23 protein-coding genes are annotated in these 25,067 nt (G+C 42.5%); 14 read left to right on the forward strand and 9 right to left on the reverse strand.

The annotated features are described in order from the left end of the window. Positions 1–6 precede the first annotated feature (6 nt). Complete coding sequence (locus WC743_RS02375; RefSeq protein WP_373010142.1) at positions 7–456, reverse strand: KTSC domain-containing protein; 450 nt, start codon at positions 454–456, stop codon at positions 7–9. 182 nt (positions 457–638) lie between these two features. Between WC743_RS02375 and WC743_RS02380 the strand changes: the two genes are divergently transcribed. Both WC743_RS02380 and WC743_RS02385 read left to right on the forward strand, forming a co-directional pair. Then, positions 639–1,817: an ATP-binding protein gene (locus WC743_RS02380; RefSeq protein WP_373010143.1), complete on the forward strand. Its 1,179-nt coding sequence runs from the start codon at positions 639–641 to the stop codon at positions 1,815–1,817. A gap of 375 nt (positions 1,818–2,192) precedes the next feature. Beyond that, a complete protein-coding gene (locus WC743_RS02385; protein ID WP_373010144.1) occupies positions 2,193–2,765 on the forward strand; it encodes a sugar O-acetyltransferase in 573 nt (190 codons plus the stop codon). Positions 2,766–2,804: 39 nt separating this feature from the next. Here WC743_RS02385 and WC743_RS02390 read toward each other — a convergent pair whose 3' ends face one another. After that, positions 2,805–3,332 carry an OmpA family protein gene (locus WC743_RS02390; protein WP_373010145.1) on the reverse strand — a complete coding sequence of 176 codons (528 nt, stop codon included), beginning with the start codon at positions 3,330–3,332 and terminating at the stop codon, positions 2,805–2,807. Positions 3,333–3,512: 180 nt separating this feature from the next. Here WC743_RS02390 and WC743_RS02395 point away from each other — a divergent pair, with 180 nt between their 5' ends. Next, positions 3,513–4,001, forward strand: a complete 489-nt coding sequence (locus WC743_RS02395; RefSeq protein WP_373010146.1) for a DinB family protein — start codon at positions 3,513–3,515, stop codon at positions 3,999–4,001. 419 nt (positions 4,002–4,420) lie between these two features. Here the strand turns inward: WC743_RS02395 and WC743_RS02400 are convergent, their stop codons facing one another. The 4 genes from WC743_RS02400 to WC743_RS02415 all read right to left on the reverse strand — a co-directional run bounded on the left by WC743_RS02400 (position 4,421) and on the right by WC743_RS02415 (position 9,436). After that, positions 4,421–5,659, reverse strand: coding sequence for a PepSY-associated TM helix domain-containing protein (locus WC743_RS02400; RefSeq protein WP_373010147.1), 1,239 nt, complete (start codon positions 5,657–5,659; stop codon positions 4,421–4,423). 73 nt (positions 5,660–5,732) lie between these two features. Beyond that, positions 5,733–8,219 (reverse strand): TonB-dependent siderophore receptor, encoded by a 2,487-nt coding sequence (locus WC743_RS02405; protein WP_373010148.1) that lies wholly within the window; start codon positions 8,217–8,219, stop codon positions 5,733–5,735. 126 nt (positions 8,220–8,345) lie between these two features. Then, positions 8,346–8,783 (reverse strand): carboxymuconolactone decarboxylase family protein, encoded by a 438-nt coding sequence (locus WC743_RS02410; protein WP_373010149.1) that lies wholly within the window; start codon positions 8,781–8,783, stop codon positions 8,346–8,348. Between the two features lie 80 nt (positions 8,784–8,863). Beyond that, a complete protein-coding gene (locus WC743_RS02415) occupies positions 8,864–9,436 on the reverse strand; it encodes a Crp/Fnr family transcriptional regulator (RefSeq protein ID WP_373010151.1) in 573 nt (190 codons plus the stop codon). Between the two features lie 107 nt (positions 9,437–9,543). On the opposite strand from WC743_RS02415, the gene WC743_RS02420 reads away from it, so the two are divergent. The 4 genes from WC743_RS02420 to WC743_RS02435 are packed head-to-tail and all read left to right on the forward strand — an operon-like array spanning position 9,544 to position 12,955. Further along, the gene (locus tag WC743_RS02420) at positions 9,544–9,858 is read left to right on the forward strand and encodes an ArsR/SmtB family transcription factor (RefSeq protein ID WP_373010152.1); all 315 of its coding nucleotides are present in this window, start codon (positions 9,544–9,546) and stop codon (positions 9,856–9,858) included. 5 nt (positions 9,859–9,863) lie between these two features. Continuing rightward, positions 9,864–10,355, forward strand: coding sequence for an SRPBCC domain-containing protein (locus tag WC743_RS02425; RefSeq protein WP_373010153.1), 492 nt, complete (start codon positions 9,864–9,866; stop codon positions 10,353–10,355). 54 nt (positions 10,356–10,409) lie between these two features. After that, positions 10,410–10,724 carry a DUF6660 family protein gene (locus WC743_RS02430; protein ID WP_373010154.1) on the forward strand — a complete coding sequence of 105 codons (315 nt, stop codon included), beginning with the start codon at positions 10,410–10,412 and terminating at the stop codon, positions 10,722–10,724. 56 nt (positions 10,725–10,780) lie between these two features. Continuing rightward, positions 10,781–12,955, forward strand: coding sequence for a TonB-dependent receptor domain-containing protein (locus tag WC743_RS02435; protein WP_373010155.1), 2,175 nt, complete (start codon positions 10,781–10,783; stop codon positions 12,953–12,955). 3 nt (positions 12,956–12,958) lie between these two features. Here WC743_RS02435 and WC743_RS02440 read toward each other — a convergent pair whose 3' ends face one another. After that, on the reverse strand, positions 12,959–13,846 hold the full coding sequence (locus tag WC743_RS02440) for an alpha/beta fold hydrolase (protein WP_373010156.1): 888 nt from the start codon (positions 13,844–13,846) through the stop codon (positions 12,959–12,961). 86 nt (positions 13,847–13,932) lie between these two features. On the opposite strand from WC743_RS02440, the gene WC743_RS02445 reads away from it, so the two are divergent. The 4 genes from WC743_RS02445 to WC743_RS02460 all read left to right on the forward strand — a co-directional run bounded on the left by WC743_RS02445 (position 13,933) and on the right by WC743_RS02460 (position 17,687). Further along, a complete protein-coding gene (locus WC743_RS02445) occupies positions 13,933–15,036 on the forward strand; it encodes a phosphotransferase enzyme family protein (protein ID WP_373010157.1) in 1,104 nt (367 codons plus the stop codon). Between the two features lie 10 nt (positions 15,037–15,046). Next, a complete protein-coding gene (locus WC743_RS02450) occupies positions 15,047–16,270 on the forward strand; it encodes an acyltransferase family protein (protein ID WP_373010158.1) in 1,224 nt (407 codons plus the stop codon). Positions 16,271–16,315: 45 nt separating this feature from the next. Continuing rightward, on the forward strand, positions 16,316–16,924 hold the full coding sequence (locus WC743_RS02455; protein WP_373010160.1) for an alpha-ketoglutarate-dependent dioxygenase AlkB: 609 nt from the start codon (positions 16,316–16,318) through the stop codon (positions 16,922–16,924). 289 nt (positions 16,925–17,213) lie between these two features. Then, positions 17,214–17,687 (forward strand): DUF4920 domain-containing protein, encoded by a 474-nt coding sequence (locus WC743_RS02460; protein WP_373010161.1) that lies wholly within the window; start codon positions 17,214–17,216, stop codon positions 17,685–17,687. A 352-nt stretch (positions 17,688–18,039) separates the two neighbouring features. Here the strand turns inward: WC743_RS02460 and WC743_RS02465 are convergent, their stop codons facing one another. After that, the gene (locus tag WC743_RS02465) at positions 18,040–18,819 is read right to left on the reverse strand and encodes a DUF817 domain-containing protein (RefSeq protein ID WP_373010163.1); all 780 of its coding nucleotides are present in this window, start codon (positions 18,817–18,819) and stop codon (positions 18,040–18,042) included. A gap of 441 nt (positions 18,820–19,260) precedes the next feature. Continuing rightward, the gene (locus WC743_RS02470) at positions 19,261–20,343 is read right to left on the reverse strand and encodes a winged helix DNA-binding domain-containing protein (protein WP_373010164.1); all 1,083 of its coding nucleotides are present in this window, start codon (positions 20,341–20,343) and stop codon (positions 19,261–19,263) included. 202 nt (positions 20,344–20,545) lie between these two features. Between WC743_RS02470 and WC743_RS02475 the strand changes: the two genes are divergently transcribed. From WC743_RS02475 to mutS, 3 genes are all read left to right on the forward strand, one after another. Beyond that, entirely contained in the window at positions 20,546–20,902 is a 357-nt protein-coding gene (locus WC743_RS02475; protein WP_373010165.1) for a hypothetical protein, read from the forward strand. Between the two features lie 83 nt (positions 20,903–20,985). Continuing rightward, positions 20,986–21,702 carry a DUF2071 domain-containing protein gene (locus WC743_RS02480; RefSeq protein WP_373010166.1) on the forward strand — a complete coding sequence of 239 codons (717 nt, stop codon included), beginning with the start codon at positions 20,986–20,988 and terminating at the stop codon, positions 21,700–21,702. Between the two features lie 639 nt (positions 21,703–22,341). Then, positions 22,342–24,951 (forward strand): DNA mismatch repair protein MutS, encoded by a 2,610-nt coding sequence (gene mutS, locus WC743_RS02485; RefSeq protein ID WP_373010167.1) that lies wholly within the window; start codon positions 22,342–22,344, stop codon positions 24,949–24,951. The last annotated feature ends 116 nt before the right edge of the window (positions 24,952–25,067 follow it).

The raw sequence follows: 25,067 nt of genomic DNA on the forward strand, positions 1-25,067 counted from the left end.
ATCTACTTAAGCCGTGGCTACCAATCTACTTATGCTGCGATAAACATATTCGTTATAAATATGCCTGCGCGCAAACCTGCCCGGCGAATCTGCATTTACCAGCTTAACATAAACGGCTTTTGGCACATCAAAATATTCATATGTGTTGCCGTCGGTAAAGCTCACTTTCAATACTTGTGATTTGTATTCAAAATCAGCAATGGCTGCTGTTGTTGTGGTTAAAGTGTAATCCGCAAATGATTGGTTACGGGTTTCGGGGGCAATGCTTACCAAAAAATGGTATGCCTCTATAATGGTTTTGCTTTTTTCTTCAGCTTCCAGCTTGCTTTCTGCACTATCCTGAAATTTATCAGGGTGCCAGGCTTTCATCAGGCCACGGTAAACAAGTTTTAATTCCTGTAGTTCAGCGGCATCTGTAACCCCTAAAAGTTTGCGGTAATCAACGATTTTTTTCATTTTGTATGCTTATATTTATTGTCGTTGATCAAAGGCAGTGTTGTTATTGCACTTGCATCAGGAAAATAATTTGCAAAGGTACGCTTTTTAAGCCATATGATTTTTACAGCATTTATTAATAATTATTTGTTTATTTGTTGCAATAATTAACTTATGCAATAAATTTTATCCTAATAAATAAATTGAATAACATTCAGGCGGATATTGATGCTATATGCCAGATAGATGCTATAGCCTCAATTTTAGAAGTGATTTGTCGTACAACAAAAATGGGCTTTGCGGCGGTAGCGCGTGTTACCGATACAAAATGGGTAGCCTGCGCTGTACGGGACGAGATTAATTTTGGATTGAAACCGGGCGGCGAACTAAAATTGGAAACTACAATTTGTAATGAGATCCGTCAGCATCGCCAGGCGGTAATAATTGATAATGTTGCCGAAAGTAAATGCTTTGCTGATCATCATACACCGGCAATGTATGGGTTTAAGAGCTATATCTCTATACCCATCACTAAAAAGAATGGCGAATTTTTTGGTACGCTTTGTGCACTTGATCCAAAACCCGCACAATTGAACAATACTGAAATAATAGGTATGTTCAACCTCTTTGCCGACCTGATATCCTTACACCTGGATGCCCTTGAGCAATTGACAATATCAGAATCAAAGCTATTAGAAGAACGTAAAACAGCCGAACTGCGCGATCAGTTTATTGCCATACTCGGCCATGATTTGCGTAACCCGGTGGCGGCAGTGTTAAACGTTGCCCAGCTATTGTTACGCATGCCCCTTGATGACCGCACCAAACGACTGGCCAACATCCTGCAGGATGCATCATACCGCATGAAGGGTTTAATAGAGAACATTCTTGATTTTGCACGTGGCCGCCTGGGCGAGGGCATACAGTTAAACCGAAACGAGAACGAGCCTGTTGAGAAAATACTTAATCAAATTATTGATGAGCTAAAAGTGGCATGGCCCAACAAAGCTATTGAAGCAACCTTTGAACTAACTTGTAGTGTTAACTGCGATGGCCGGCGTATTGCCCAGCTGTTCTCCAATTTATTGGCAAACGCCTTATCCCACGGCACAAAAGACGAGCCGGTGAGTGTATTTGCACGCAGCGGTAACGGTGAGTTTAGCATATGTATAACTAATGCCGGTAAGCAGATCCCTGATGCTGTGATGAAAAGACTTTTCCAGCCTTTTTCCCGTGGAGAAATAGCGCCCGAACAACAGGGACTTGGCCTGGGGCTTTATATTGCCTCAGAAATTGCCCGTGTACATGAGGGCACCATTGTAGTAAACTCCACTGATAAAGAAACCTGCTTTACCTTCAAGATGCCGCTCAAAACGGAATAGTGATAAATAGCGCCGTTAGGTGCTAAAGCTTTGTAGAAATCATTGGTTAAACATTTTAGCGTGCCATCGGTACGCAACCTGACGTAGTTCCGTACCAATGGCACGGTGTTACTACCTGGTTGTTTTTCTACCGACCTTTAACCCCGATGGGGTTTTTCCTTAAATAATGACATTGCCCGGCGGAACACCCTATTTATAGAACTAAACAGAAAAGATTTAGCTCCGCAGGTGCTTCCTTATTGGCACTATTATTAATTTCTCAAGAGGGGAATTTTGTTGGCAATATCAATCTCCCGGACACCCATGATAAACAGACGGTTAATTTGATAAAGCTTTTTATGGATTTCTAAAAATTCAATGTAGTTTTAACTACCTATGAAAACAGAGAAAGAAAAAATGATTGCCGGCGAATATTATATTGCCAATGATGAAACCCTTGCCCGTGAAAGGGCCGAATGTAAAGCCCTGCTTAAACAGCTGAATATTACAGAATATATAGTGGGCGATGGTACTAAAGCTATTTTGGCCAGGTTAATACCCAATGCCCCAAAAAGCCTTTACATTGAGCCGCCTTTCCATTGCGATTATGGCTATAACATTACCTGTGGCGAAAACGTATATTTTAACGTTAACTGCGTGGTATTGGATGTTACGCATGTAAAATTGGGCAATAATGTTTTTTGCGCACCGGCCGTACAAATTTATACCGCCACACATCCTATTGATGCTGTATTGAGGCGAAGCCAGGAAAATGGCAAGCCTGTAACTATTGGTGATGATTGCTGGATAGGCGGCGGGGCAATTATTTGTCCGGGAGTAACTATTGGTAACCGCTGCGTGATAGGGGCAGGGTCTGTAGTAACAAAAGATATTCCAGATGATTCACTGGCGGCAGGCAACCCTGCAAAAGTAATAAGGAAGATAGAACCGCAGGAGAAATTTATATAATTAAAAAGCCCTTGCTTATATAAGCAAGGGCTTTTTTTATTATTGTTTCTTGATCTCCACACGTCGGTTTAAAGACCGGCCTTCTTCGGTGGTGTTATTAGCTATTGGTTTAGTTTCGCCAAAACCTTTGGCAGTTAAAGCATCAATACTAACACCGCTGTTTACCAGGTAGGTTTTCACCGCGTTTGCCCGTTCAAGGGATAGGGTCATGTTATGCTCATCTGTACCTTCGGCGCTTGAATTGCCATTTAACGCAAATTTAGCTGATGGGTCCTTCTTCATTTCGGCAGCAGCTTTATCCAGGATAGGATAGGCTTCTGTTTTTAATATCCCTGAATTAAATTCAAACTGGATGTTTTTAAAGTTATAGTCGGGTTTTTCAACAACAGGGGCCGGAGCTGGTTGTGGAGCCGGAGCGGCAGGTGTTTCTGCAACAGGAGCGGGTGCCGGAGCTGTTTCAACTACAGGAGCTGGTTTTTGAACTAACTTTTTTGATTTGCACGCCGGCAATACTGCAACTGCACATACAATTACAACCGGGAAAAAATATGATCTTAACTGTTTCATAATAAATATAGTTTGGGAGCAAATATAGATTTTTTTAACTCCCAACTGCTCTAATTGCCGCAAGAACTTGTCAAACGCCTGCCATATATGTCGTATTTCCCCCGTTATATTGCCGTTTTTGCCCCTGTAAACTGGCTTAGCCTGATAGTATATTTACATTAAATATTAAACTTAAAAAACATGGAAAAAAGAGCGATTGATCAGTATAAATCTACGATAGAGCTTTTGCTGGCCGTGCTTGGCGGCGTTAAGCAGGAACAGCTAAACCAGGTTCCGTTTGAAGGCAGCTGGACACCCGGACAGGTTGCCGATCATATCCTGAAGTCGCATGCCGGTGTGCCAGATCTACTTAACCAAAAAGCCGAACCTGCTAATCGTGAGCCCGGTGAAAAGGAAGTAGCTATTAAGAAAGTGTTTCTTGATTTTACCATAAAAATGAAATCGCCGGATTTTGTATTACCATCTGATGAGTCCCTGAATAAAGAAGAGCTTGTAAGCGGTATTAAAAACAAATCAAAAGAAATACTGAATGCAATACAGGTAAATGATCCATCGCAGGTATGTACCGGGTTTGAATTACCTGGTTTTGGGCCGTTTACAAGATTGGAGTGGTTGTATTTTATTACCTACCATACCCAAAGGCATGTTTGGCAGTTAGAAAAGATGTAAAGCCCAATGTCATTATTTAAGGAAAAGTAAAATACTCCATTAGAAGTAAAAGCCTTGTAGAAAATATAAATAGTGATTTGTAGCGTGCCGTACGCAACCTGACGTAGTTCCGTACCTACGGCACGGATCGGATAATTTAGAATTTATTCTACAAAGCTTTAACCCCGCTGGGGTTGAAATTAGTTAAGTTAAGACATATTTTTATAAATAGCGCCGTTAGGTGCTAAAGCTTTGTAGAAATCATTGGTTAAACATTTTAGCGTGCCATCGGTACGCAACCTGACGTAGTTCCGTACCTACGGCATGGATCGGATAATTTGGAATTTATTCTACAAAGCTTTAACCCCCGCTGGGGTTGAAATTAGTTAACTTAATAACATTGAGGTAAAGCCCGGCTCCGAATTCAGATGGGCTTCATATCATTTTATTGCCAATTCCATTTTTGCAGGCCTTTTTATTTTGCCTTTGGTTTTCTTTTTGCCAATGCGGTTTAGCCACATCATTACACCTGTTACCGGAAAGATACAGGCAAGGAGGCAAACTATAAAGCTGAGGATCTTTGTAGGAATGCCATATACTGATCCCGTATGCACCGGTTTTACATAGGAGCGTACACGCTGGCCCAGGCTTTTATCTGCAAACAGTTGCGAGGCTACAATTTTGCCATTGTACTGGTCAATACTGTAACTGTCTGACGCCGCTTCCATGGCGCCTTTTTGGAGTATGTTAATGGTATATGCACCGGCGGAATCTCGTGGTGCGCGGATATTATAGCTTTGCGCAGTGCTGATTTGGCCGGCAACCGATTCAAGCGCTGCATCAATTGATAACGGCTTTATACCTGCCTGATATACGGATTGCGGTGCCTTTGGCTCTTCTTTTTTTAACTCGGAACCTGTGATGGCATACAACGCTTTATTAGCCCAGTCAAAAGACATTACCAAGCCGGATAATACCGTAATAATAAGAAAAACAGAGGTATAAAAGCCTGTTACAATGTGCAGGTCATGGGTTAAGCGTTTGCCGCTGCCATTAAACTTAATTTTAAGGCGCTGCCGCATTATATTTTTAGTTTTTGGCCACCATAGTATTACGCCCGTAATTAATATGAACAGGAAGAACAGGGTTGATAACCCAACTATCATATCGCCTGCACTATCTTTACCAGCCAGTAAAAAACGGTGCAACATCTCAACTGTAAAAAGAAATGATTGCCTTTTGCTGAATTGATCAATTACCTGCCCGGTGTAGGGGTTCACATAAATTACTGTTGTGGCTTTTTCGTTTTCTTTGCCCTTGCCTTTTGGTTTGTCCTTACCATCTGCTTTACCGGCTTCTTTAGGCTGGCCTGCTTTTTCTTTATCACCCTTGCCTTTTTTTTCAGGGAATATGGCCCCCATTTCAACAGATCGTTGTGGGTCGGTATATACCATGATAGATACCAGTTTGGCTTTAGGCACTTGTTTTAAGGCAAGCTTTTTTAGCTCAGCTAAAGGCAATCTGGTACCCTGGGGCTTTACATCATATCTTTGCGGGTGCAGGGCATGGTTTATTTCCTTTTCAAAAACCAGCATGGTGCCGGTTATGCATGAGCACAAAATAACTATTCCGGCTGCAAGGCTCAGATAAAGGTGAATGGTACGGAAAAATACTTTCATAGCCTTGTTATTATAAAACCGGGCATGCTAAAAGCATGTCCGGTTGGTGTTGATAATAGGTAGGTGATAAGGTTTAGAACTTATATGTTAATGTTGTTAAAAACTGTCTTGGCGGAATTGGGTTAACACTGTAATTCTCGTGTACATTCCAATTAAGTACATTACCAATATTTGATAGCTTACCAATAATAGAAAGCTTTTTGTACATATAGCCCAGCGATGCATCAACAGTAGTAAAATCTGGTACAGGTAATAACCTTGATGCAGGTTGTGGCGTACCCACAGGCTGTATAACATTAGCGAAACCTGCAGAGCGGTTGCCCAGGTAATAAACTGATGCACCTATTTTGAAGCCTTGCAGCTTACTATCATAAAAATTGTAGAATACACTGGTATTGGCTGTATGCTTAGGTACATTAAGCAGCGGCTGCCCGGCTATAAAGCTACCTACCGAATTTGGGGTATTGGTGTAACGTGCATTGGTATAGCTGTAACCGGCCAATACATCCAGCCCTTTAACAGGGTGCCCTGCTATATCCAGTTCAACGCCATCACTTTTTGTTTGGCCTACTAATGCCTTAATATTTGTGTTGGTATTAGGTGTTACCCCATCTGCCTGGAAAATGGCTGTTTGCGCCAGGTTATTATTAGATATGCGGTAAGCGGTTATGTTTACAGATAAGTTACCATTCAGGAAATCGTTTTTGATACCTGCTTCAAATTGGTCAATTATCGATGGATCTAACGGGTTGTTGTTAACATCGGTACCTGTATTGGTTACAAATGAGTTTGAGTAACTGGCAAAAAGCGCGGTATTTGCAATTGGCTTATAAACTATACCAACACGCGGCGAAAAGGCTTTATCTTCTTTACTTTTAGCAGATAAGATAGTTGCATATGGAGAATAGTTTGTTACACCTGTTGGTGATATGTACTGGTACGACCAGCGGATCCCTGCTAATACCTTAAGTTTTTCTGATATGCTGATCAAATCATTAAAGTAAGCGCCAAACCTGTTGGTGGGTGTTCTTACATTGTAAAATGGGTTCATGGTTGGCATATCTGTACGGGCAGCATATTTGTTCAGATCAAAGATGTTTATCTTGTCATATATCGCGTTCTGTACATTGTTGTTCTGGTCAAGGTAACTTGACTGTGCTTTACCATTAACCGTTACATTGGTTACATAGGTATAATTGTTGTTTTTATATCTGTCGGCATCTAAACCTGCTAATATGTTGTGTTTAATAGGGCCGGTGTTAAACTGACCTGTTATATTAAACTGCCCGGTAAAATAATCTTCCAGTGTTTTAGTACGGTTTAACGGGCGCGACCAATCGCCGACAGCATCTGGCTGTACACGTTCTGTAGTTTGGTACCTGCGATCAAAGAACTGGTATGATATACCACCGCTTATTTGCCAAAGGCTGTTTATCTGGTGGTTGATTGTTGCGGTTGTGGTTGATTGCTTTGTTTTACCGGTTGACCATAGCGCGCCTAAATACCTGCTGCGTGGTACATCGGCAATAATGTTATTAACCTGCCCGGTACCAAAATCAGGGATGAAGTCGTAGTTAAGGTAATCGCCTTCAAGCACAATGTTAGTTTTATCGCTTATCTTGTACAATAAAGACGGGTTTACATAAAACCTTTCAGATTTTACATTGTCGCGGTAGCTTTTAGCGTTTTCATAAGTTCCGTTAACACGGTAAGCTAATTTTGATGAGATTGGCCCATAAATATCAACTGTGGGTTTGTACAGGTCATAGCTGCCATACGTCATAGATACCTGGCCGCCTTGTTCAAACTTTGGTTTTTTGGTAACCATATTTAATACACCACCCGGTGCAACGTTCCCGTAAAGTAAGGCTGCGCTGCCTTTTAAGATCTCAACCCGTTCCAGTGAGCTAATCTCCGGCATAGCGCCCGAATTTACCCTGAAACCATTTTTAAACATATTAGTGCTCGAGAAGTTGTAACCCCTTGCAGCAAAGGTTTCTTGTGTATTGCCACGTGCACTGTACAAGTACAAGCCGTTCACGTTTTTTATAACATCACTTAAGCGTAATGATTGTTGCTGATCAAGCACATCACGGCCTATTACACTAATGCTTTGCGGCAAATCAATAGGGGCAACGTTCATTTTGCCAATGCTCAGGTTTTTACGGTTAATGGTTTTGGTTGATGATACCACCACCTCGTTTAACTGTGTGGAGCTTTCGGTAAGTATGAATTCTACTTTGGTAGTTTCCCTGGCAGTAACCGTAACTGTCTTTTCTTCGCTTTGTGTGCCGGTGTACGAGGTTTTTAGGGTATAGGTACCCGGTTTTATATTGTTAAAGATAAAAGAGCCATTGTCAACAGTAATTGTACTTTTATTTAAGCCTTTTATAGCAACATTTACAAAAGACACCGGTTTGCCATCGCTGGTTTTTACATAACCGGTAATTTTGCCATTATTGCCTTCTTCGTCATCAGCTTTAGCATAATTCAAATTCAGGACTAAAAAAGAAAGAAGTAAAGTAAGTTTTAACAGGTAGTTGTGTAAGGTGTATCGCATATTTCTATTTAGATTGAGTCTAATTAAAGGCAAAAATAGAAACACAATTTTAATCTCCAAACTTTATTTAGAATTAATTTAAATAAAGTTAAAAAACCTGTTAAAACCTATTTTACTGTGGGTAAGTTAAAGGGTTGGTTGTTTATGGGTTGTAATAGCCGATCTATTCCATGCGTTAATGGTAATAATGGCCATTATCAACTGGCTTACATAAACCTCGTCAAATAGGGCTGATACGTTGTTGTAGGTTTCGTCAGATACACGGCCGGTTATCAGCGTTACTTCTTCAGTAAGCGCCAGTATCGCGCGTTCCTGCTCATCAAAGAATGGCGTATCACGCCAGGCGTTCAACGCGTATATCCTTTGCTCAGTTTCACCGGCCTTGCGGGCATCTCTGGTATGCATATCAAGGCAGAAAGCGCAACCATTGATCTGTGATGCCCTGATTTTAATAAGATCCTTGTGTTTTTGGGTTAAAGAGGTCCTGTTTATGTAAGCCTCTAATGCCAATAAAGCCTTGTAACCATTTGGTTCGGCTTCCTCTATTTTTGTTCTGTTGCTCATGATATTTGTTTTTTGTTAAAACAAAGTTGAGCATAAACATCGCCTCAAAAAATGAACTGAGTTTAAGAAAATACGGGTAACTAAACTTTTTTCGCTCTTAACCTGCTTAAGAACTGCGGCGTAAACCCCAGGTACGAGGCCAGCATGTATTGTGGCACACGCTGCATAAAGCCGGGGTAGAGCTTTGAAAAATTGCGGTAGCGCTCTTCATCATTCATATTAAATAAAAAGCCTATGCGCCTTTGCGATGATACAAAGGCCTTTTGCATCATAATACGGAAATAGCTTTCCATTACCGGTACTTGTTCAAACAGGGCAATCCGGTTTTTCTCGGTTAGTAAAAGCACTTCACAAGCTTCAACGGTTTGGATATAGGAGGTGGCAGGCTGCTTGTTTAGCAGGCTGTCCTGGTCGGCAATCCACCAATTCTCCAAGCCAAATGCTATTATCTGCTCATTCAGCTTTTTGTTCACAAAATATTGCCTTATGCATCCTTTTATAATAAAGTAATTCCCCTGGCAAATTTTCCCGGGCTCCAGCAAAAATTCTTTTTTCTTATATTTTTTAAGCTCCAGCATATCGCATACCAACTGTTCTTCATGCGGTTGCAGTTGAACATATCGTTTAATATGAGCTAAAATTTCAGGATACATGTGAATAATATTATGCATACCAAACATACAGCTATATGAAATTAATTTACAAAATATTTGTGCAACCAAAAAGTTGCATTATATTTGCAACCTAAAGGTTGCACTAAATGAGACGAGACGTATTCCAGGCCATCGCAGATCCTACCCGAAGAGAGATCATCGGGATGGTAGCCCATCAATCGCTTAACATAAATTCCGTTACCGAAAAGTTTGATGTGAGCCGCATGGCCATATATAAACATATAAAAATACTAACCGAATGCGGGTTACTTACCATAAAACAACAGGGTAGGGAGCGTTACTGTGAAGTGAAAATGGAACGCCTTGCTGAAGTAAGCGGTTGGGTAGAGGAGTGCCGCAAAATATGGGATAACAGATTAGATAACCTGGATAATTACTTAAATAAACTTCAAAATAAATAACCATTATGGAACAGAAACAAGAAACGGCAACACGTGAGGTGAGTATTTCACGCGTATTTGATGCGCCTCGTGAACTGGTATTTGCAGCATGGAGCACACCCGAACATTTGAAGAACTGGTATGCACCAAATGGCTGTACGGTTGATATTTTTAAAATGGATTTTAAAAAAGGCGGTGTGTTACATACCTGTATCAGAAACCCGGAGTATGGCGACTGCTGGATAAAAGGCATATATGACGAGATAACGGCGCCGGAACGCATTGTGATTACACAAGGCTTTAGTAATGAAGCTGGTGACGCGGTAGATGATTCGCCTGCAGGTAAAGACCCCGAATGGCCTAATGTAACCACACTTACAGTAACATTTGAAGACGTGGAAGGAAAGACCAAATTAACCATCCATCAAAACGCGCCGGAAGAGGTTGCAAAACGCACCGGTGCTTACCAAAGCTGGTTGCAAATGCTTGATAATTTAGCTGCGGAGATAGAAAAATAAATTTTGATGCGATTTTAACCCGGCAAAATTATTTTTAATTGATAGTTTTGCCGGGTGAAGTCACTTTGCTTAATATTCTCGTTATGTGTTATTTTGCTATCTGTAAGGCCCTGCTGTACAGATAATGAATGCATGGGCGATAATGCTGCGGCCAAAGAGCTTAAAGGCAAGCAGCCCGCCGGTAAAGATTGCAAGGGCTGTTCTCCGTTTTTTTCCTGCGGAACCTGTGCAGGCTTTACCATCACCAAACAAATTACTGCCACATTAACGTTAGCTCCCATCAAAAACGGGGCAACATATCCGCCTTATCAGCAACCCGATGTTAAGGAAGTCTTGCTTTCCATCTGGCAGCCGCCAAAATTAGTTTAATGCTTTTGGCCATCTCAATGGCCCATTTTTAAGTATTGATCTAATTACAAAAACACATGAAGAAACTTTTGGTGCTTTTTATAGCATTGTTATATATTTCTGCGGCATATTCACAAAATACATTTAAAGCCGTAATTACAGATGCAGCCACTAACCAGCCGTTAACGGGCGCCTCCCTTGCATTGTTAGGAACAAATATTGGGGGCATTGCTGATACAACAGGACTAATCACGCTTAACAATATCCCTAACGGCAAGCAGATAGTTCAGTACAGGCATATAGGTTATATTACGCGGCAGGATACTTTAACTTTTCCGTTGATGCAGGTACAGCCCCTGATGGTTTTGCTGCAGGCAGAAGGTGAAGAGCTAAACGAGGTGGTAGTATCTGCCACACGCAGCAGCCGTACAATTGCCAATACCGCTACACGGGTAGAAGTAATATCGGGCGAGGAACTTGATGAAAAAAGCAACATGAAGCCCGGCGATATCCGGATGGTATTAGCCGAAAGTACAGGCATCCAAACCCAGCAAACATCAGCAACAAGCGGCAGCTCCAGTATCAGGATACAGGGGCTTGATGGTAAGTACACACAGATCATCCGCGATGGCTTTCCGTTATATTCCGGATTTTCCGGCGGGCTGGGACTGCTCCAGGTGGCCCCGCTTGATCTGAAACAGGTAGAGGTAATAAAAGGGTCATCATCAACTTTATACGGAGGGGGCGCAATTGCAGGTTTGGTTAACCTGGTATCAAAAACGCCAACAGATGAACGGCAATTGAATTTATTACTGAACGGTACATCAGCTTTAGGTGTAGATGCAAGTATGTTTTATGCCGAAAAGTTTAAAAAGACAGGGGCAACCGTTTACGCGGCATACAATCATGGAACGGCTTATGACCCATCGGGAATTGATTTAACGGCAATTCCGAAGTTTAACCGGTTTACCATCAATCCAAAACTGTTCTTTTACTTTAACGATAAAACTACTTTAAACGCGGGGATCAATGCCACTATAGAAAACCGGATAGGCGGCGACCTGCATTATATTGAAGGCGACGGCGACGCACTGCACAGCTATTTTGAAGAAAATAAAACCGGCCGTTACAGTACCCAGGCACAGCTCGATCATAATATCGACAGTAAACAAAAATTCATCTTTAAAAACAGTATTAGCTATTATGACAGGAGTATAGCCCTGCCAGATTACCGTTTCTCGGGCGTGCAGCTATCTACCTACAGCGAAGCCAATTATATAAATAATGGTGAAAAAGCTGATTGGGTAATAGGGTTAAACTACCTTACAGATAAATTTGATGAAGATAAAAACAGCAGTTTTGCCCTGCGCAGCTATAACAATAATACTGTAGGGGCCTTCGTACAAAATACCTGGAATATTAGTCCCCGGTTTATACTGGAAACCGGTTTAAGGGGAGACCATCATAGTAGTTATGGTTTTATGGTGCTGCCGAGGATATCTGGTTTGTGGAAGATCAATTCTCAATTTTCAACCCGGTTAAGCGGTGGGTTAGGTTACAAAGGCCCAAATGTTTTTACGGAAGATGCCGAACGCGTACAGTTTAGGAACGTGTTGCCAATAAATGTGAACAATACACAGGCAGAACGGTCATACGGAGCCAATTACGATATCAATTTCCGTACACCAATTTTTGATGAAAAGGGCAGTTTCAGCATAAACCAATTGTTCTTTTATACCCGTATAGAACACCCCATATTACTCACCCAGCTTGCCAACGGTAATTTACAATACCAGCAGCCACCGGGCGATTTGAACACCAAAGGGCTCGAAACCAATGTTAAAATTACTTACAGCAACTTTAAATTGTACGTAGGTTATACTTTGGCACATGTTACGCAGCATATTGGTAATGTGATAAGTGATTATACTTTAGTATCAAAACACCGGCTAAACAACGTGCTTATGTACGAGATAGAAGACAAATGGAAAATTGGTGCGGAGGCGTATTACTTTAGCCGGCAGAAATTAAATGACGGCGCAATAGGAAAGCCCTACTGGACTACCGGCTTAATGGCAGAAAGGTTGTGGCCGCACTTTTCGTTATTCATCAACTTTGAGAACTTTACAGATACACGGCAAACCCGGTTTGATACCATTTATACAGGTAGCATCAGTAAGCCGGTCTTCAGGGATATTTATGCCCCTTTAGATGGCTTTGTAGTAAACGGAGGTATTAAATTAAAACTATAATAGTTATTTAATATCAGCCATAGCCTTATCTAACAACGTATTAAATTCCTGTGGTTTTTCAATCATGGGGAAGTGGCCGGTTGCATGGATCTCTAAAAGTCTATAAGGGATTTTTTTGGCAACCAGTCCGCTGGTGTCTGTAGGTGTGTAGTCGCTGTTAATTAAGTACAGCTTCTTTTTTACTTGCAGCAATTTGGCGGCCTCGGGGTAATCATCCTGTTGTTCCATACAAGCGGTTGCAATAACGGGATCAGCATGGGCAACATCGTTTAAAACGCGGTCTTTTACCGCCTTAGTAGTTGTTTTATAAAACAATGCCTGGTTAAAGTAACCAAATGTGGTTGCTTTAAAATTGCGTTTCATGGCAGCAATGGCATCGGTATATTCTTTTTTAGCCTTCACGCTATCACCCGTAAAAGGTACGCCTGCCGATTTAAAATTATCAACCCCAACTAAAGCGATCACCCTGCCGGGGATATTAACTGCACCCTGCAAAATAATATCTCCGGCCATGGAGTGGCCTATCAGTACTACATTTTTCAGGTCGAGCTGGGTGATCACATTTTTAATATCCTCACCAAAGGCGGCTGTGGTCCAAACATTCCTGTTCCTGCCTGATTTTCCGAAGCCGGGGAGGTCAATAGCTACAACCCTGTATCTTTTGCTAAAATGAGCTATCTGATCGGCCCAGTAAGTTTTGTTGATACACCAGCCATGCACAAATAGTAATGTGGTATCGCCGCTGCCGGTATCTGTATAATCAATACGCACATTATTGCTTACTATGTTTACTTTAGCTTTTGAATTTTTTTGGGTTTTGTGCTCCGGATTTGTACAGGCAAATGCCACAGAACACAAAACAAACAGGAATAGCCGTTGATGTAACTTCATAATGTGCTGTTTTAAGGTTCTACAACATTAAATAAAAAAGGTTTTTTAACCTAAGCGTTTAACTTTATTTAACAGATCAAATAAGCATGCCGCTACCCGGAAACATAGATAATATTATAAGCCATTTTGATATTAAAGGATCTATCGTAAAGATCCAGCCCTTTGGATCAGGGCATATTAATGATACCTTCCGCCTACAAAATGCTGATGCTGCCCGGCCGGATTATTTGCTTCAGCGCATTAATCACCAGGTATTTAAAAACGTACCGGCGTTAATGGAAAACATTTTGCGGATAACAGAACATCTGAAAGCAAAATTACCGGCTAACAGGGCGGAGTTTGAGGTTATAACAGTAGTTAAACTCCAAAACGGTAACTCCTATCACCAGGATGAAAATGGCAATTACTGGCGGGTTTATCATTTTTTAAAAGATACTAAAAGCTACGACCTGCTGACTAATCAGCAGCAGGCGTATGAAGGCGGTAAGGCTTTCGGTAAATTTCAGTTAATGCTGACTGATTTGGATGCAGGCTTGCTGCATGATACAATTCCCGGTTTCCATGACATGGAACTGCGCCTGAACCAGCTAAAAGAGGCCTTGCTGAGCAATAAGGCCCATCGTGCGGCAGCAATACAACCCGAACTTGATTTTGTAAACCAGCGCGCCCATAGCATGTGCGAAATATTAAGATTAGGCAACACCGGCAAACTACCCTTAAGAATTACGCATAACGATACCAAATTTAATAACGTGTTGCTGGATAAGAATGATCATGCCAAATGTGTGATAGACCTTGACACCGTTATGCCCGGCTATGTGGCCTATGATTTTGGCGATGCTATCCGCACCATCATTAATACCGCCGCGGAGGATGAAGCAGATCTGCATAAGATAGACCTGGATATTCAATTATTTGAAGCCTATACTAAGGGCTACCTGGAACAGGCCGGTAAATTTTTAACACCCATTGAGGTCGATTCTTTATTAATGGGGGTATTAATGCTGCCTTTTATACAAGCCGTACGCTTTTTAACCGATCATATAAACGGGGATATTTACTTTAAGATCCACCACCCGGGGCATAACCTGCAACGCGCGAGGGCGCAAATGCAGTTGATTAATAAGCTGGAAGAAAACCAGGGTAGTTTAAAAGCAATTATTAACGATATTGCATTAACCAAACCTTAAAAGCCAAAACATGAGTGCCAACGTTACAGATGTTAATGACGCCCCGGTGATAGCACCGGTTGCCAAAAACGGCCGGCTAACGTCGGTCGATGCTTACCGTGGCTTTGTAATGCTGCTGATGATGGGAGAGGTGCTATCATTCAGGCATGTTTCTGAATCGTTACCAGGCAATGGTTTCTGGAGGTTTTTATACTTTAACCAGGATCATGTTGAATGGGCGGGCTGCTCACTGCATGATCTGATCCAGCCATCTTTTTCTTTTTTGGTTGGTTTGGCGCTCCCTTTTTCAATTGCAGGCCGCCTGGCTAAGGGAGGCAAGTTTGCCGAACTTTTAAAACACGCGCTGGTACGCTCCTTTATTTTAATTGCACTGGGCATTTTTCTCCGTTCAATGTGGAGTAAACAAACCTACTTTACTTTTGAAGATACGCTTAGTCAGATTGGATTGGGCTATACCTTTTTGTTCCTTTTAGGCTTTTGTAAACCCAAAATACAGGTTGCGGCACTGGTAACGCTTCTGGTTGCCTATTGGGCTGCTTTTGCACTTTATCCGCTACCCGGCGCAGGGTTTGATTATGCTGCCAGCGGGGTGCCAAAAAATTGGGAGCATAACTTTACAGGTTTTGCAGCGCATTGGAACAAGAACACAAATTTTGCCTGGGTGTTTGATAAGCGGTTCCTGAACCTTTTTCCACGCGAGCATTATTTTACTAATAACGGGGGAGGGTACTCAACCTTAAGTTTTATACCAACGCTGGGCACCATGATAATTGGTTTACTGGCCGGTAATATGCTGCGTTCGGGGATGCCGCCGTTTGCACTGGTAAAGCGATTTATAATAACAGGACTTGCTTTAATTGTTTTAGGCGGAATATTGCATTACACAGGTATAAACCCAATAGTAAAACGGATCTGGACGCCTGCATGGGTGTTGTTTAGCGGTGGCTGCTGCTTTTTGTTGTTATCGCTGTTTTATGGTATTATAGATGCAGCTAGGCACCAAAAATGGGCGTTGTTCCTGGTTGTTATCGGCATGAATTCTATTGTAGCCTATGTGCTTTCTGATGGCTTATCATCATTTATAACTAACAGCTTGTATATCCATCTTGGTCATAATTTCAATCAGGTTTTTGGTGTGGCTTATAGCTCACTGGTTAAGGGCGCTTTAGTATTACTGATTGAATGGCTGATACTTTACTGGATGTACCGGAAGAAAATATTCATTAAAATATGAAGCAGATATTAACAACAGTTTCTGTTTGGGAATGTTATTAACCGCATGGAACAGCTAAGCTTTTTTGATGGGGGAGTGCAAAGCCCTAAACTCCCCGCAGAATTGATGGAATACAAACCGGTTTTTTTCACCAAAGAAGAAAGCGCGGACTTGATACCCATATTGAGAGATACCATTAACTGGAACCAGGAAACTATCCAAATGTATGGTAAGCTGCTGAACACCCCAAGGTTGACTGCCTGGTATGGCGATAACAGTAAAACCTACGCCTTCTCCGGTAAAAAATATGACCCGTATCCGTGGACAAAAGAATTGTTATTCATCAAAGCCCGGGTTGATGCCGCCTGCGGAATAATATTTAACAGCGTACTGCTGAACCTTTATCGCAATGGTAATGATTCTGTTGCCTGGCATGCCGATGACGAGCCTGAACTGGGCGTAAACCCTTTAATAGCTTCGGTAAGCTTTGGGCAGCCACGCCGGTTTGATGTAAGGCACAAACAAAACCATAAACTGAAGCATTCGGTTGAATTAGAGAATGGTTCCCTGCTTATCATGAAAGGCGACCTGCAACACAATTGGGAACATCAGATCCCTAAATCTGCAAAGGCGGCAAAAGAGCGGATCAACCTTACTTTCAGGGTGATCAGTTAAAGCTAAAACCTCAATCCAATACCAAAACTAACCAAAAATCGTATTAACTATAAAGAAAATACACTATTCAACTATTTATTAATCAGATGCTAATAGTGATTAAATAAAGTAAAACTTACTCCTATGTTTAATTTTTAACGTAATTTGATTGCCTGGGATTTAGCGGGCAAAAGCTTAGCAGTTTAACAACAGCGCATGAAAATTTGATATCTTTTCATGCCAAAAAGCATTGAAGAATAATTGAAAATATTGTATTATTTTTGATGCAGATAAACACTAATTACCACATATGAAAAAGTTGATCCTGTTAGCATTATGCTTAGGCTTTAGTGCCATAACATTTGCACAAAATGCCATTACTCCGGCCAATGCTGGTGTAACTTACGGCAAAACCGTTACCGCCGATAACGCTTTAAATACCGAAGCTTTAAACACAAGCTTAAGTAAAGATTCTGTTTATAACGGAAAAATTACGGGCACTGTGGTTGAAGTTTGCAAAAAGAAAGGATGCTTCATGAAGCTTTCGCAAGCTAACGGAACACCAATAATGGTTCAGTTTACAGATTACGCTTACTTTATGCCGCAAGACATTGTTGGCAAAACAGTAGTGGTTGAAGGTAAAGCTAAGGTAAAGGAAACTTCAGTTGAGCGTTTAAAACATTACGCTGCTGATGCCGGTAAAACCAAAGACGAAATAGCCATGATCAAGGAGCCTAAGAAAGATATTTCTATAATGGCCGATGGTGTTTTGGTGGTGAAGTAATTCATAAGATAAAATATCTCAAAAGCCTGTAAATTAACTTACAGGCTTTTTTTATGGTTAAATAAAGCTATTTATTACTTGTTCTCGTCGTTGTTGATGACAACACCACAGGTGTTAAGAAGATTGGTATTGCTAACAAATTCATTCCCCTCTTGAGAGGGGGAGCGTCGGTGGTGTGGCTGCAGGGGGTGTGTTATTCGCGTATAAAGGACACACCCCTCCACCCCTCTCAAGAGGGGAATCGCACAACCCGCCGCTTTTTTTTCATCTTCCGAACTCTTGTGGTGTTGTCACCAACAATTGTTTAGCAAGGTAAAAATTGGAATGCATAATGGAATTGTTAACCAAGAGATCAACCTTTCTCCTCAATATTCTCTTTTAGCATTTTCAACTCGGCAATTATTATAAAGCTTACAATTACCAAAAACCCCCATGAGCTGATCTTTTGATAATTGACCATTGCCCAGGTTTTGTGCTGATAGGCGTATTTCCACGCGCCTAATTTGGTGGCAACATTTTCGGCAAGCCAAATGAAAAAGCCAATCAATATAAACGACAGGATCACCGGCATGCGATATGCTTTTTTCTGGATATGGAACAGCACGGTCGATTTTCTGAAAAAGTATAAAATAAGCAGTCCGATGTAGTAGCGTACATCTATAATAAAATGGTTAGTGAAAAAGTTGAGATAGATCAATGCCCCGCAGATACGGGCAGGCCAGTGCCCCGGCCAGTTTACAATTTCCAGATCGAACCGGCGCCATGCCTGGCACATGTAACTGGCAACACTGGCATACATGAAACCGCTGTACAATGGCACCCCGCCAAACTTACTGTAAGCAAACTCCGGGTACGACCATGAGCCGATATGCACCTTAAAAAGTTCCATCATTAATCCCAGCAAGTGGAATACACAAATTACTATTACTTCATCCTTAGTTTCCAGTCCGCCAAAAAACATGGCTGCCTGTATAACAATACAGGCTATCAGCATAAAATCGTATCGGGGTATAAAGCCGGTGAACAGGTGCGACAGCGCCAGCATACTAAACACCAACACAGGGAAGACGCATGACAGTGCCTGCTGCACAGTAAAAATAGCGAAATGGCGGATAAAAGTTTTCAGAGACAAAGTAGATAGGTAAACTCAAAAATAACAAATTACATACTATTTAATGGTTGCGTCTCGCGCTATTGTTGGTGAGGCACCATAGCTGTTCGGAAGGTTGTATTTTCTTAAAAATTGAGAACATGGCGGGTTGTTGGTGAGGACACCAACAACCCGGTGGTAATAATGATTATTTAGGCTAAAGCCCTGTTTATTTATGCTTTATCCGTTGGCTGAAGACAACGGCAATGAAGGATTGAAAGTTCCTGTTCAAAGTTCATTGCCGTCCCATTTATGGGACGGATAAATAAGGATAGAGATGGCTTTAGCCAAATTTATTTGCAGTCGCTTGGCTCCAGCCGAGTGACGATTATTCAACGGCCTCTGGCCGATGAGATTATTTGAAACCGCGGCCGGAGGCCTTATAATATGGGTCACTCGGCTAGAGCCAAGCGACTACATGTACTACTTATACGTAATTGTAGCACCCTTCAACCCCAAAAAATCGGCATACTTCTTTGCAGCTTTTTCTACCGTGCTTACATTAGCGATACTTAACTTTTTAAACGGAATTATTTCCAGTTCGAGCGTGTCTTTCTTAAACGTTCTTTTCCAGATGCCTTCAATTTTTCCGTTGAGGATGATAGTATGATTAAAAATGGTGCCGCGTGGGTCGGCCAGATTGATGTTTTTTGCTGCTATGGTTGCGCCGCGATCTTTGTAGCTTACAATATATTCATCATAATTAGGCAGGAGGTAAGCCGCGTCGGGTTTTATAACGTTGCTATTTGGATGTTCTGTAAACCAGTAAGTGCTACCCTCAAGAGTAAAACTGCTTAGTTTGGTTTTGTTAGCTTCCAGTCCGGCTTTGGCATCTGTGCCGGTGAGGCCGCTCCACCATACAAAGTCAGGCAGGGTAGCGGGGCCGTGCGAGGTAAAATACCGTTCGGCCAGTGTGGCTAAAGCTTCCTCTTTAGAAAGGGTTTTTGTTTTAGGTACACGGTTGTCGAACAATGCATAAGTAAACTGTTTACCCTCGCGGCCACCGCTGCAAATTACCTGTTCCAGTTCCAGGTGCATCATAATATGCACAAAGCGCTGCTCGTTAGTAACGATGCCGTTTTTTTGAAGCATATCCGATATAACATCGCGCGATAATTGGTTATGGCCATCTAAAGCTTTTGCTACTAAATTTTCGCATTTGCTGAGCACACTATCATCCAGCCCAAGTTGCCTGTGCCTTGAAACTGCCGAAGCTTGTATACGGCGGGCGGTGAGCTCCAGCATCCAGCGGATATCCTTTGGGTGCACAAAATGCCAGGTAGGCCGCAGCACATGCGTACGGATAATATCACCAGCCGTAAGCGCTTTATCAATCAGTTCATCAGTACTATCCTTTAACCGCATACCCAGGGCCCATTTTGCGCCGGTATAATCCTGTGCCTGTACAGCACCCATATAGTGCACCAGATCTGCCGGATTGTTAAATACAAGTTGGGCAAGGTGCTGGTTTTGCAGTCGGAGTTGGGTGAGGTTGGCTGTGGGCATAATTAAAGATAGGGATGTTGTTATTTGTTTACAAATGCTTCTATCTTGTCATGCCGAATTTATTTCGGCATCCCTCATGCAATGCTTTTTAACACGCGTTCTTGCGAGGAACGAAGACAACCGACCGTAGGGAGCTAACTTCCACCCTCCGCGTCATTGCGAGGAACGAAGCAATCTCCCGATAGGTTAGTGCTGTGCTATAATGAACGTTAGTCCGCTCATGGCCGCGGAGGCTTATTACTTTTTCCTTGATGAAAAAGTAACAAAAACTAAGCGCAGCGACCTCATGAACGCCACAAAAAAACAATTTGTGAATAAATCAAGTCGGCAAAAAGGCTTCCTGCGCACGGGCCTTACCCTGCAAAGCGGGCAGAACCACGGCTGCTGTATTTTGCCCCGCTGTCGCTCGCTCATGCCTGCGCTTCGGCAAAATCCGCTAATGCCCTTCCCTGCGCACATAGCCATCATTGTTCTGCCCGCTTTCACCCGAAGCTGTTTTGTCTACATGGAGAACACATACAACTTTAGCCGTTGTTATCAACAACTTACGAATGTTTAAAGGCATAAAGGCTTGTTATGCTAATATGCTCTTACAATCTTAAAAATAATAGTTTGTTACAGCAATTGCTAACTTAGTGCTTTATGAAAATACCGGTTATTAAAGGAGTAATAGACAGGCGCATGCTGATAAACTTTGCGGTTGACGCGGAAGTTGCAAAAACAATTGTACCAGCGCCGTTCAATCCAAAAATAGTGAATGGAAAAGCGATTGCAGGCATTTGTTTAATAAGGTTGAAACACGAACGCCTTAAAGGTTTGCCGGCTTTTTTGGGTATGACTTCAGAAAACGGTGCGCATCGCATAGCTGTTGAATGGATGGAGGATGGAATATTAAAAGAAGGTGTTTATATCCCGAGGCGGGATACATCTTCATTTTTTAATACGCTTACAGGCGGAAGGGTGTTCCCAGGCAGGCATTATAGGGCCAAATTTGATGTGCAGGAAACCGACGGCAACTATCATGTAGCATTTAAAAGCATTGATGGAACTTCTGTGAGTGTGGATGCCACCGTTGCAGATTTCTTAAAGGAAGGGTCAGTTTTTAAAGATATGGATGAAGCTTCAGCATTTTTCAAGGCAGGGGCAATAGGCTATTCACCCAACGGTAATAAATATGATGGTTTGTTACTCCACACCTACAAATGGAAGATGGATCCGCTTAATGTAAGTAAAGTAAGATCAAGCTTTTTTGAAGATGAATCCATCTTTCCAAAAGGTTCTGTTCAGTTTGATAATGCGCTGCTTATGACAAATATTGAGCATGAGTGGTCATCCCTAACCGATAAATCTTGTATATAGCGAAATGTAATTTTGTCGACATGGCAGGAAATGCATGTTTGCTATTTAACTCACCCCTTAACTCACCCCGACTACGCTATGCTGGTCGACCCTCTCTGCTGCGCAAAGAGGGTGAGGGAATAGAGATTTAGGATTTTTTAAAATCTTAAACCCTCTTTCCGCTTGCGGAGAGAGGGTGGTCGAGCGGAGCAATGACCGGGTGAGTCCACGTTAGGGATTGCAGCGGATACCGGCCTTGTGGCTAAGGCCAGCGCAGTATAAGCGGAAAGCCCGGGCCGCAGGCAACGCCCATATTAGTTTAAAGTTGAAAGTGAAGAGTAGGTAATTTGCCCAATAACTTTCAACCTTAAACTTTTAACTCCTTTTTCCCTTCGTGACACCAACAACGGCGAAAAATGAAGAGTAGGTAATTTGCCCAATAACTTTCAACCTTAAACTTTTAACTCCTTTTTCCCTTCGTGACACCAACAACGGCGAAAAATGAAAAGTAGGTAATTTGCCCAATAACTTTCAACCTTAAACTTTTAACTTTCAACTCCTTTTCCCCTTTACAAAATTCCACATCCGGCGACTTTTCAACAATCCCTATAAACCAATGCCAATGCGTTAACTTTACCCGATTAATAACACTACTAAAAATTGGCTAAGAGCGAGATAAAAGAAACACCTTTAATGCAGCAGTATAATACTATTAAGGCTAAGTACCCCGGTGCTTTGCTGCTGTTTCGCGTAGGCGATTTTTACGAAACATTTGGGCAGGACGCCGTTAAGGCCTCGGGTATATTGGGTATTGTACTTACGCGCCGTGGTAATGGCGTGGGAACACATATTGAACTTGCCGGTTTTCCGCACCACTCACTGGATACCTATTTATCAAAACTGGTTCGTGCAGGGCAGCGGGTAGCAATATGCGATCAGCTGGAAGACCCAAAAACCACCAAAACAATTGTAAAACGCGGGGTTACCGAACTGGTAACACCGGGCGTGGCCACCAGCGATAATATCCTGCAGCAAAAGAGCAATAATTACCTGGCTTCGTTATACTTCGAGAAAAACAGTATTGGTATTGCCCTGCTGGATATTTCTACAGGCGAATTCCTGACCGCGCAGGGTAACACAGGCTATATTGATAAACTATTGCAAAGCTATGCACCTAGCGAGGTAATATTCCCAAAAAGCCGCCAGCATGATTTTAAAGACACTTACGGCGACCGCTTTTATACCTACACGCTTGACGAATGGCCCTACAGCGGCGACTACGCGCAGGAAACACTTTTAAAGCACTTCGGGGTAAAATCATTAAAAGGTTTTGGGATTGATAAGCTGAACTTGGGCATTGTAGCCGCCGGTGTGGCATTGCATTACCTGAACGAGACCGAGCACCGTAACCTGCAGCATATATCGGCCATTGGCAGGATAGAGGAAGACAGGTACTTATGGCTGGATAGGTTCAGCATCCGCAACCTGGAACTGGTAGGCTCGACAAATGAAAACGCGTTGACCCTGGTTGATGTGCTTGACCATACCTGCTCACCCATGGGCGCACGTATGCTGCGCAGGTGGATAGTGATGCCGCTTAAAGAAATTAAACCGATAAACGACCGCCTTGGCGTGGTTGAATACCTGATAGCGCAGGAAGACCTGCGGGAGGAACTGCAACATTACATAAGGCAGATTGGCGACCTGGAAAGACTGATCTCAAAGATAGGCCTGCAAAAAGCTAATCCGCGTGAGGTTTGTCAGCTTAAAAAGGCGCTGATAGCCATTGAAACCATTAAAAAGCTCACCACCGGGGCAGACAGTGAACCATTAAAAGCTATTGGCGAGCAGCTGAACCCATGTGTGAGCATCTGCGAAAAGATAGCCCGCGAACTGCACCCCGAGCCACCTGTTATGATAGTAAAGGGTTCGGTAATGAACGAGGGTATTAATGAGGAGCTTGACCGCCTGCGTAAAATTGCTTTTGGCGGAAAGGGTTATTTACTGGAGATCCAGAAACGCGAGGCTGAAGCTACCGGCATTCCATCGTTAAAGGTATCGTTCAATAATGTGTTTGGTTATTACCTGGAAGTTACTCACAGTCACCGTGATAAAGTGCCTACAGAGTGGATCCGCAAGCAAACACTGGTAAATGCCGAGCGCTACATAACCCCGGAGCTTAAAGAATACGAGGAACAAATATTAGGTGCCGAAGAAAAGATATTGGTGCTTGAAACCAAACTGTATAACGATCTGCTTTATGCGTTGGCCGAATACATTAAACCGATACAACTAAACGCCAGCCTGATAGCCCGCTTAGATGTGCTGCTAAACTTTGCCAGCATATCTATCAAAAACTATTACGTAAAACCCGAGGTGAACGACAGCCGCGTGCTGGATATTAAGGGCGGCCGCCACCCGGTAATTGAAAAGAACCTGCCGCTTGGCGAAGAATATATCACCAATGATGTTTTCCTGGATTCGGAAACACAGCAGATCATCATTATCACCGGGCCAAACATGGCGGGTAAATCTGCTTTGCTGAGGCAAACGGGCTTAATTGTGCTGATGGCGCAGATGGGCTGTTTTGTGCCTGCTAAAGCGGCTTCCATTGGTGTGGTTGATAAGATCTTTACCCGGGTTGGCGCGTCAGACAACCTTTCATCGGGCGAATCTACCTTTATGGTGGAGATGAACGAGACGGCCAGTATCCTTAATAACTTAAGCGACCGGAGCTTGATCCTGCTTGATGAGATAGGCCGGGGTACGTCCACTTATGATGGCATCTCCATAGCCTGGTCTATCGCCGAATATCTGCATAGCCATACAACAGCGAAAGCCAAAACACTTTTTGCTACACACTACCACGAACTGAACGAACTAAGCAACACCTTTAATCGCATTAAGAACTTTAATGTATCGGTAAAAGAGGTTGGCCAGCAAATTATTTTCCTGCGGAAACTTGTTCCGGGTGGCAGTGAGCATAGCTTTGGGATCCATGTGGCTAAACTGGCGGGGATGCCGCAAAAGGTATTGAGCCGTGCCAATGAAATATTAAAGAAACTAGAACACGAACGCACAGGAGGGGAACATATTAAAGAAAGCATCCGCAAGGTGCAAAAACAGGCAGTGCAAATGCAAATGTTCTCGATAGATGACCCGGTGCTGGTCAAGATCCGCGATACACTGAATAACCTTGATGTAAACACCCTTACCCCGGTAGAAGCCTTGATGAAGCTGGACGAGATACAACGGGTAATAAAAGGGTAGGAGATTTCGGATTTCGAATGTTCAATTTCGGATTTGTTTTTGCTATACTAATCCAGCATGTCATTGCGAGGAGCGAAACGACGCGGCAATCTCTTAGGACGTTCGGCAAACTTTGC

Source organism: Mucilaginibacter sp. (genome assembly GCF_041660805.1).
Taxonomy (GTDB): Bacteria; Bacteroidota; Bacteroidia; order Sphingobacteriales; family Sphingobacteriaceae; genus Mucilaginibacter.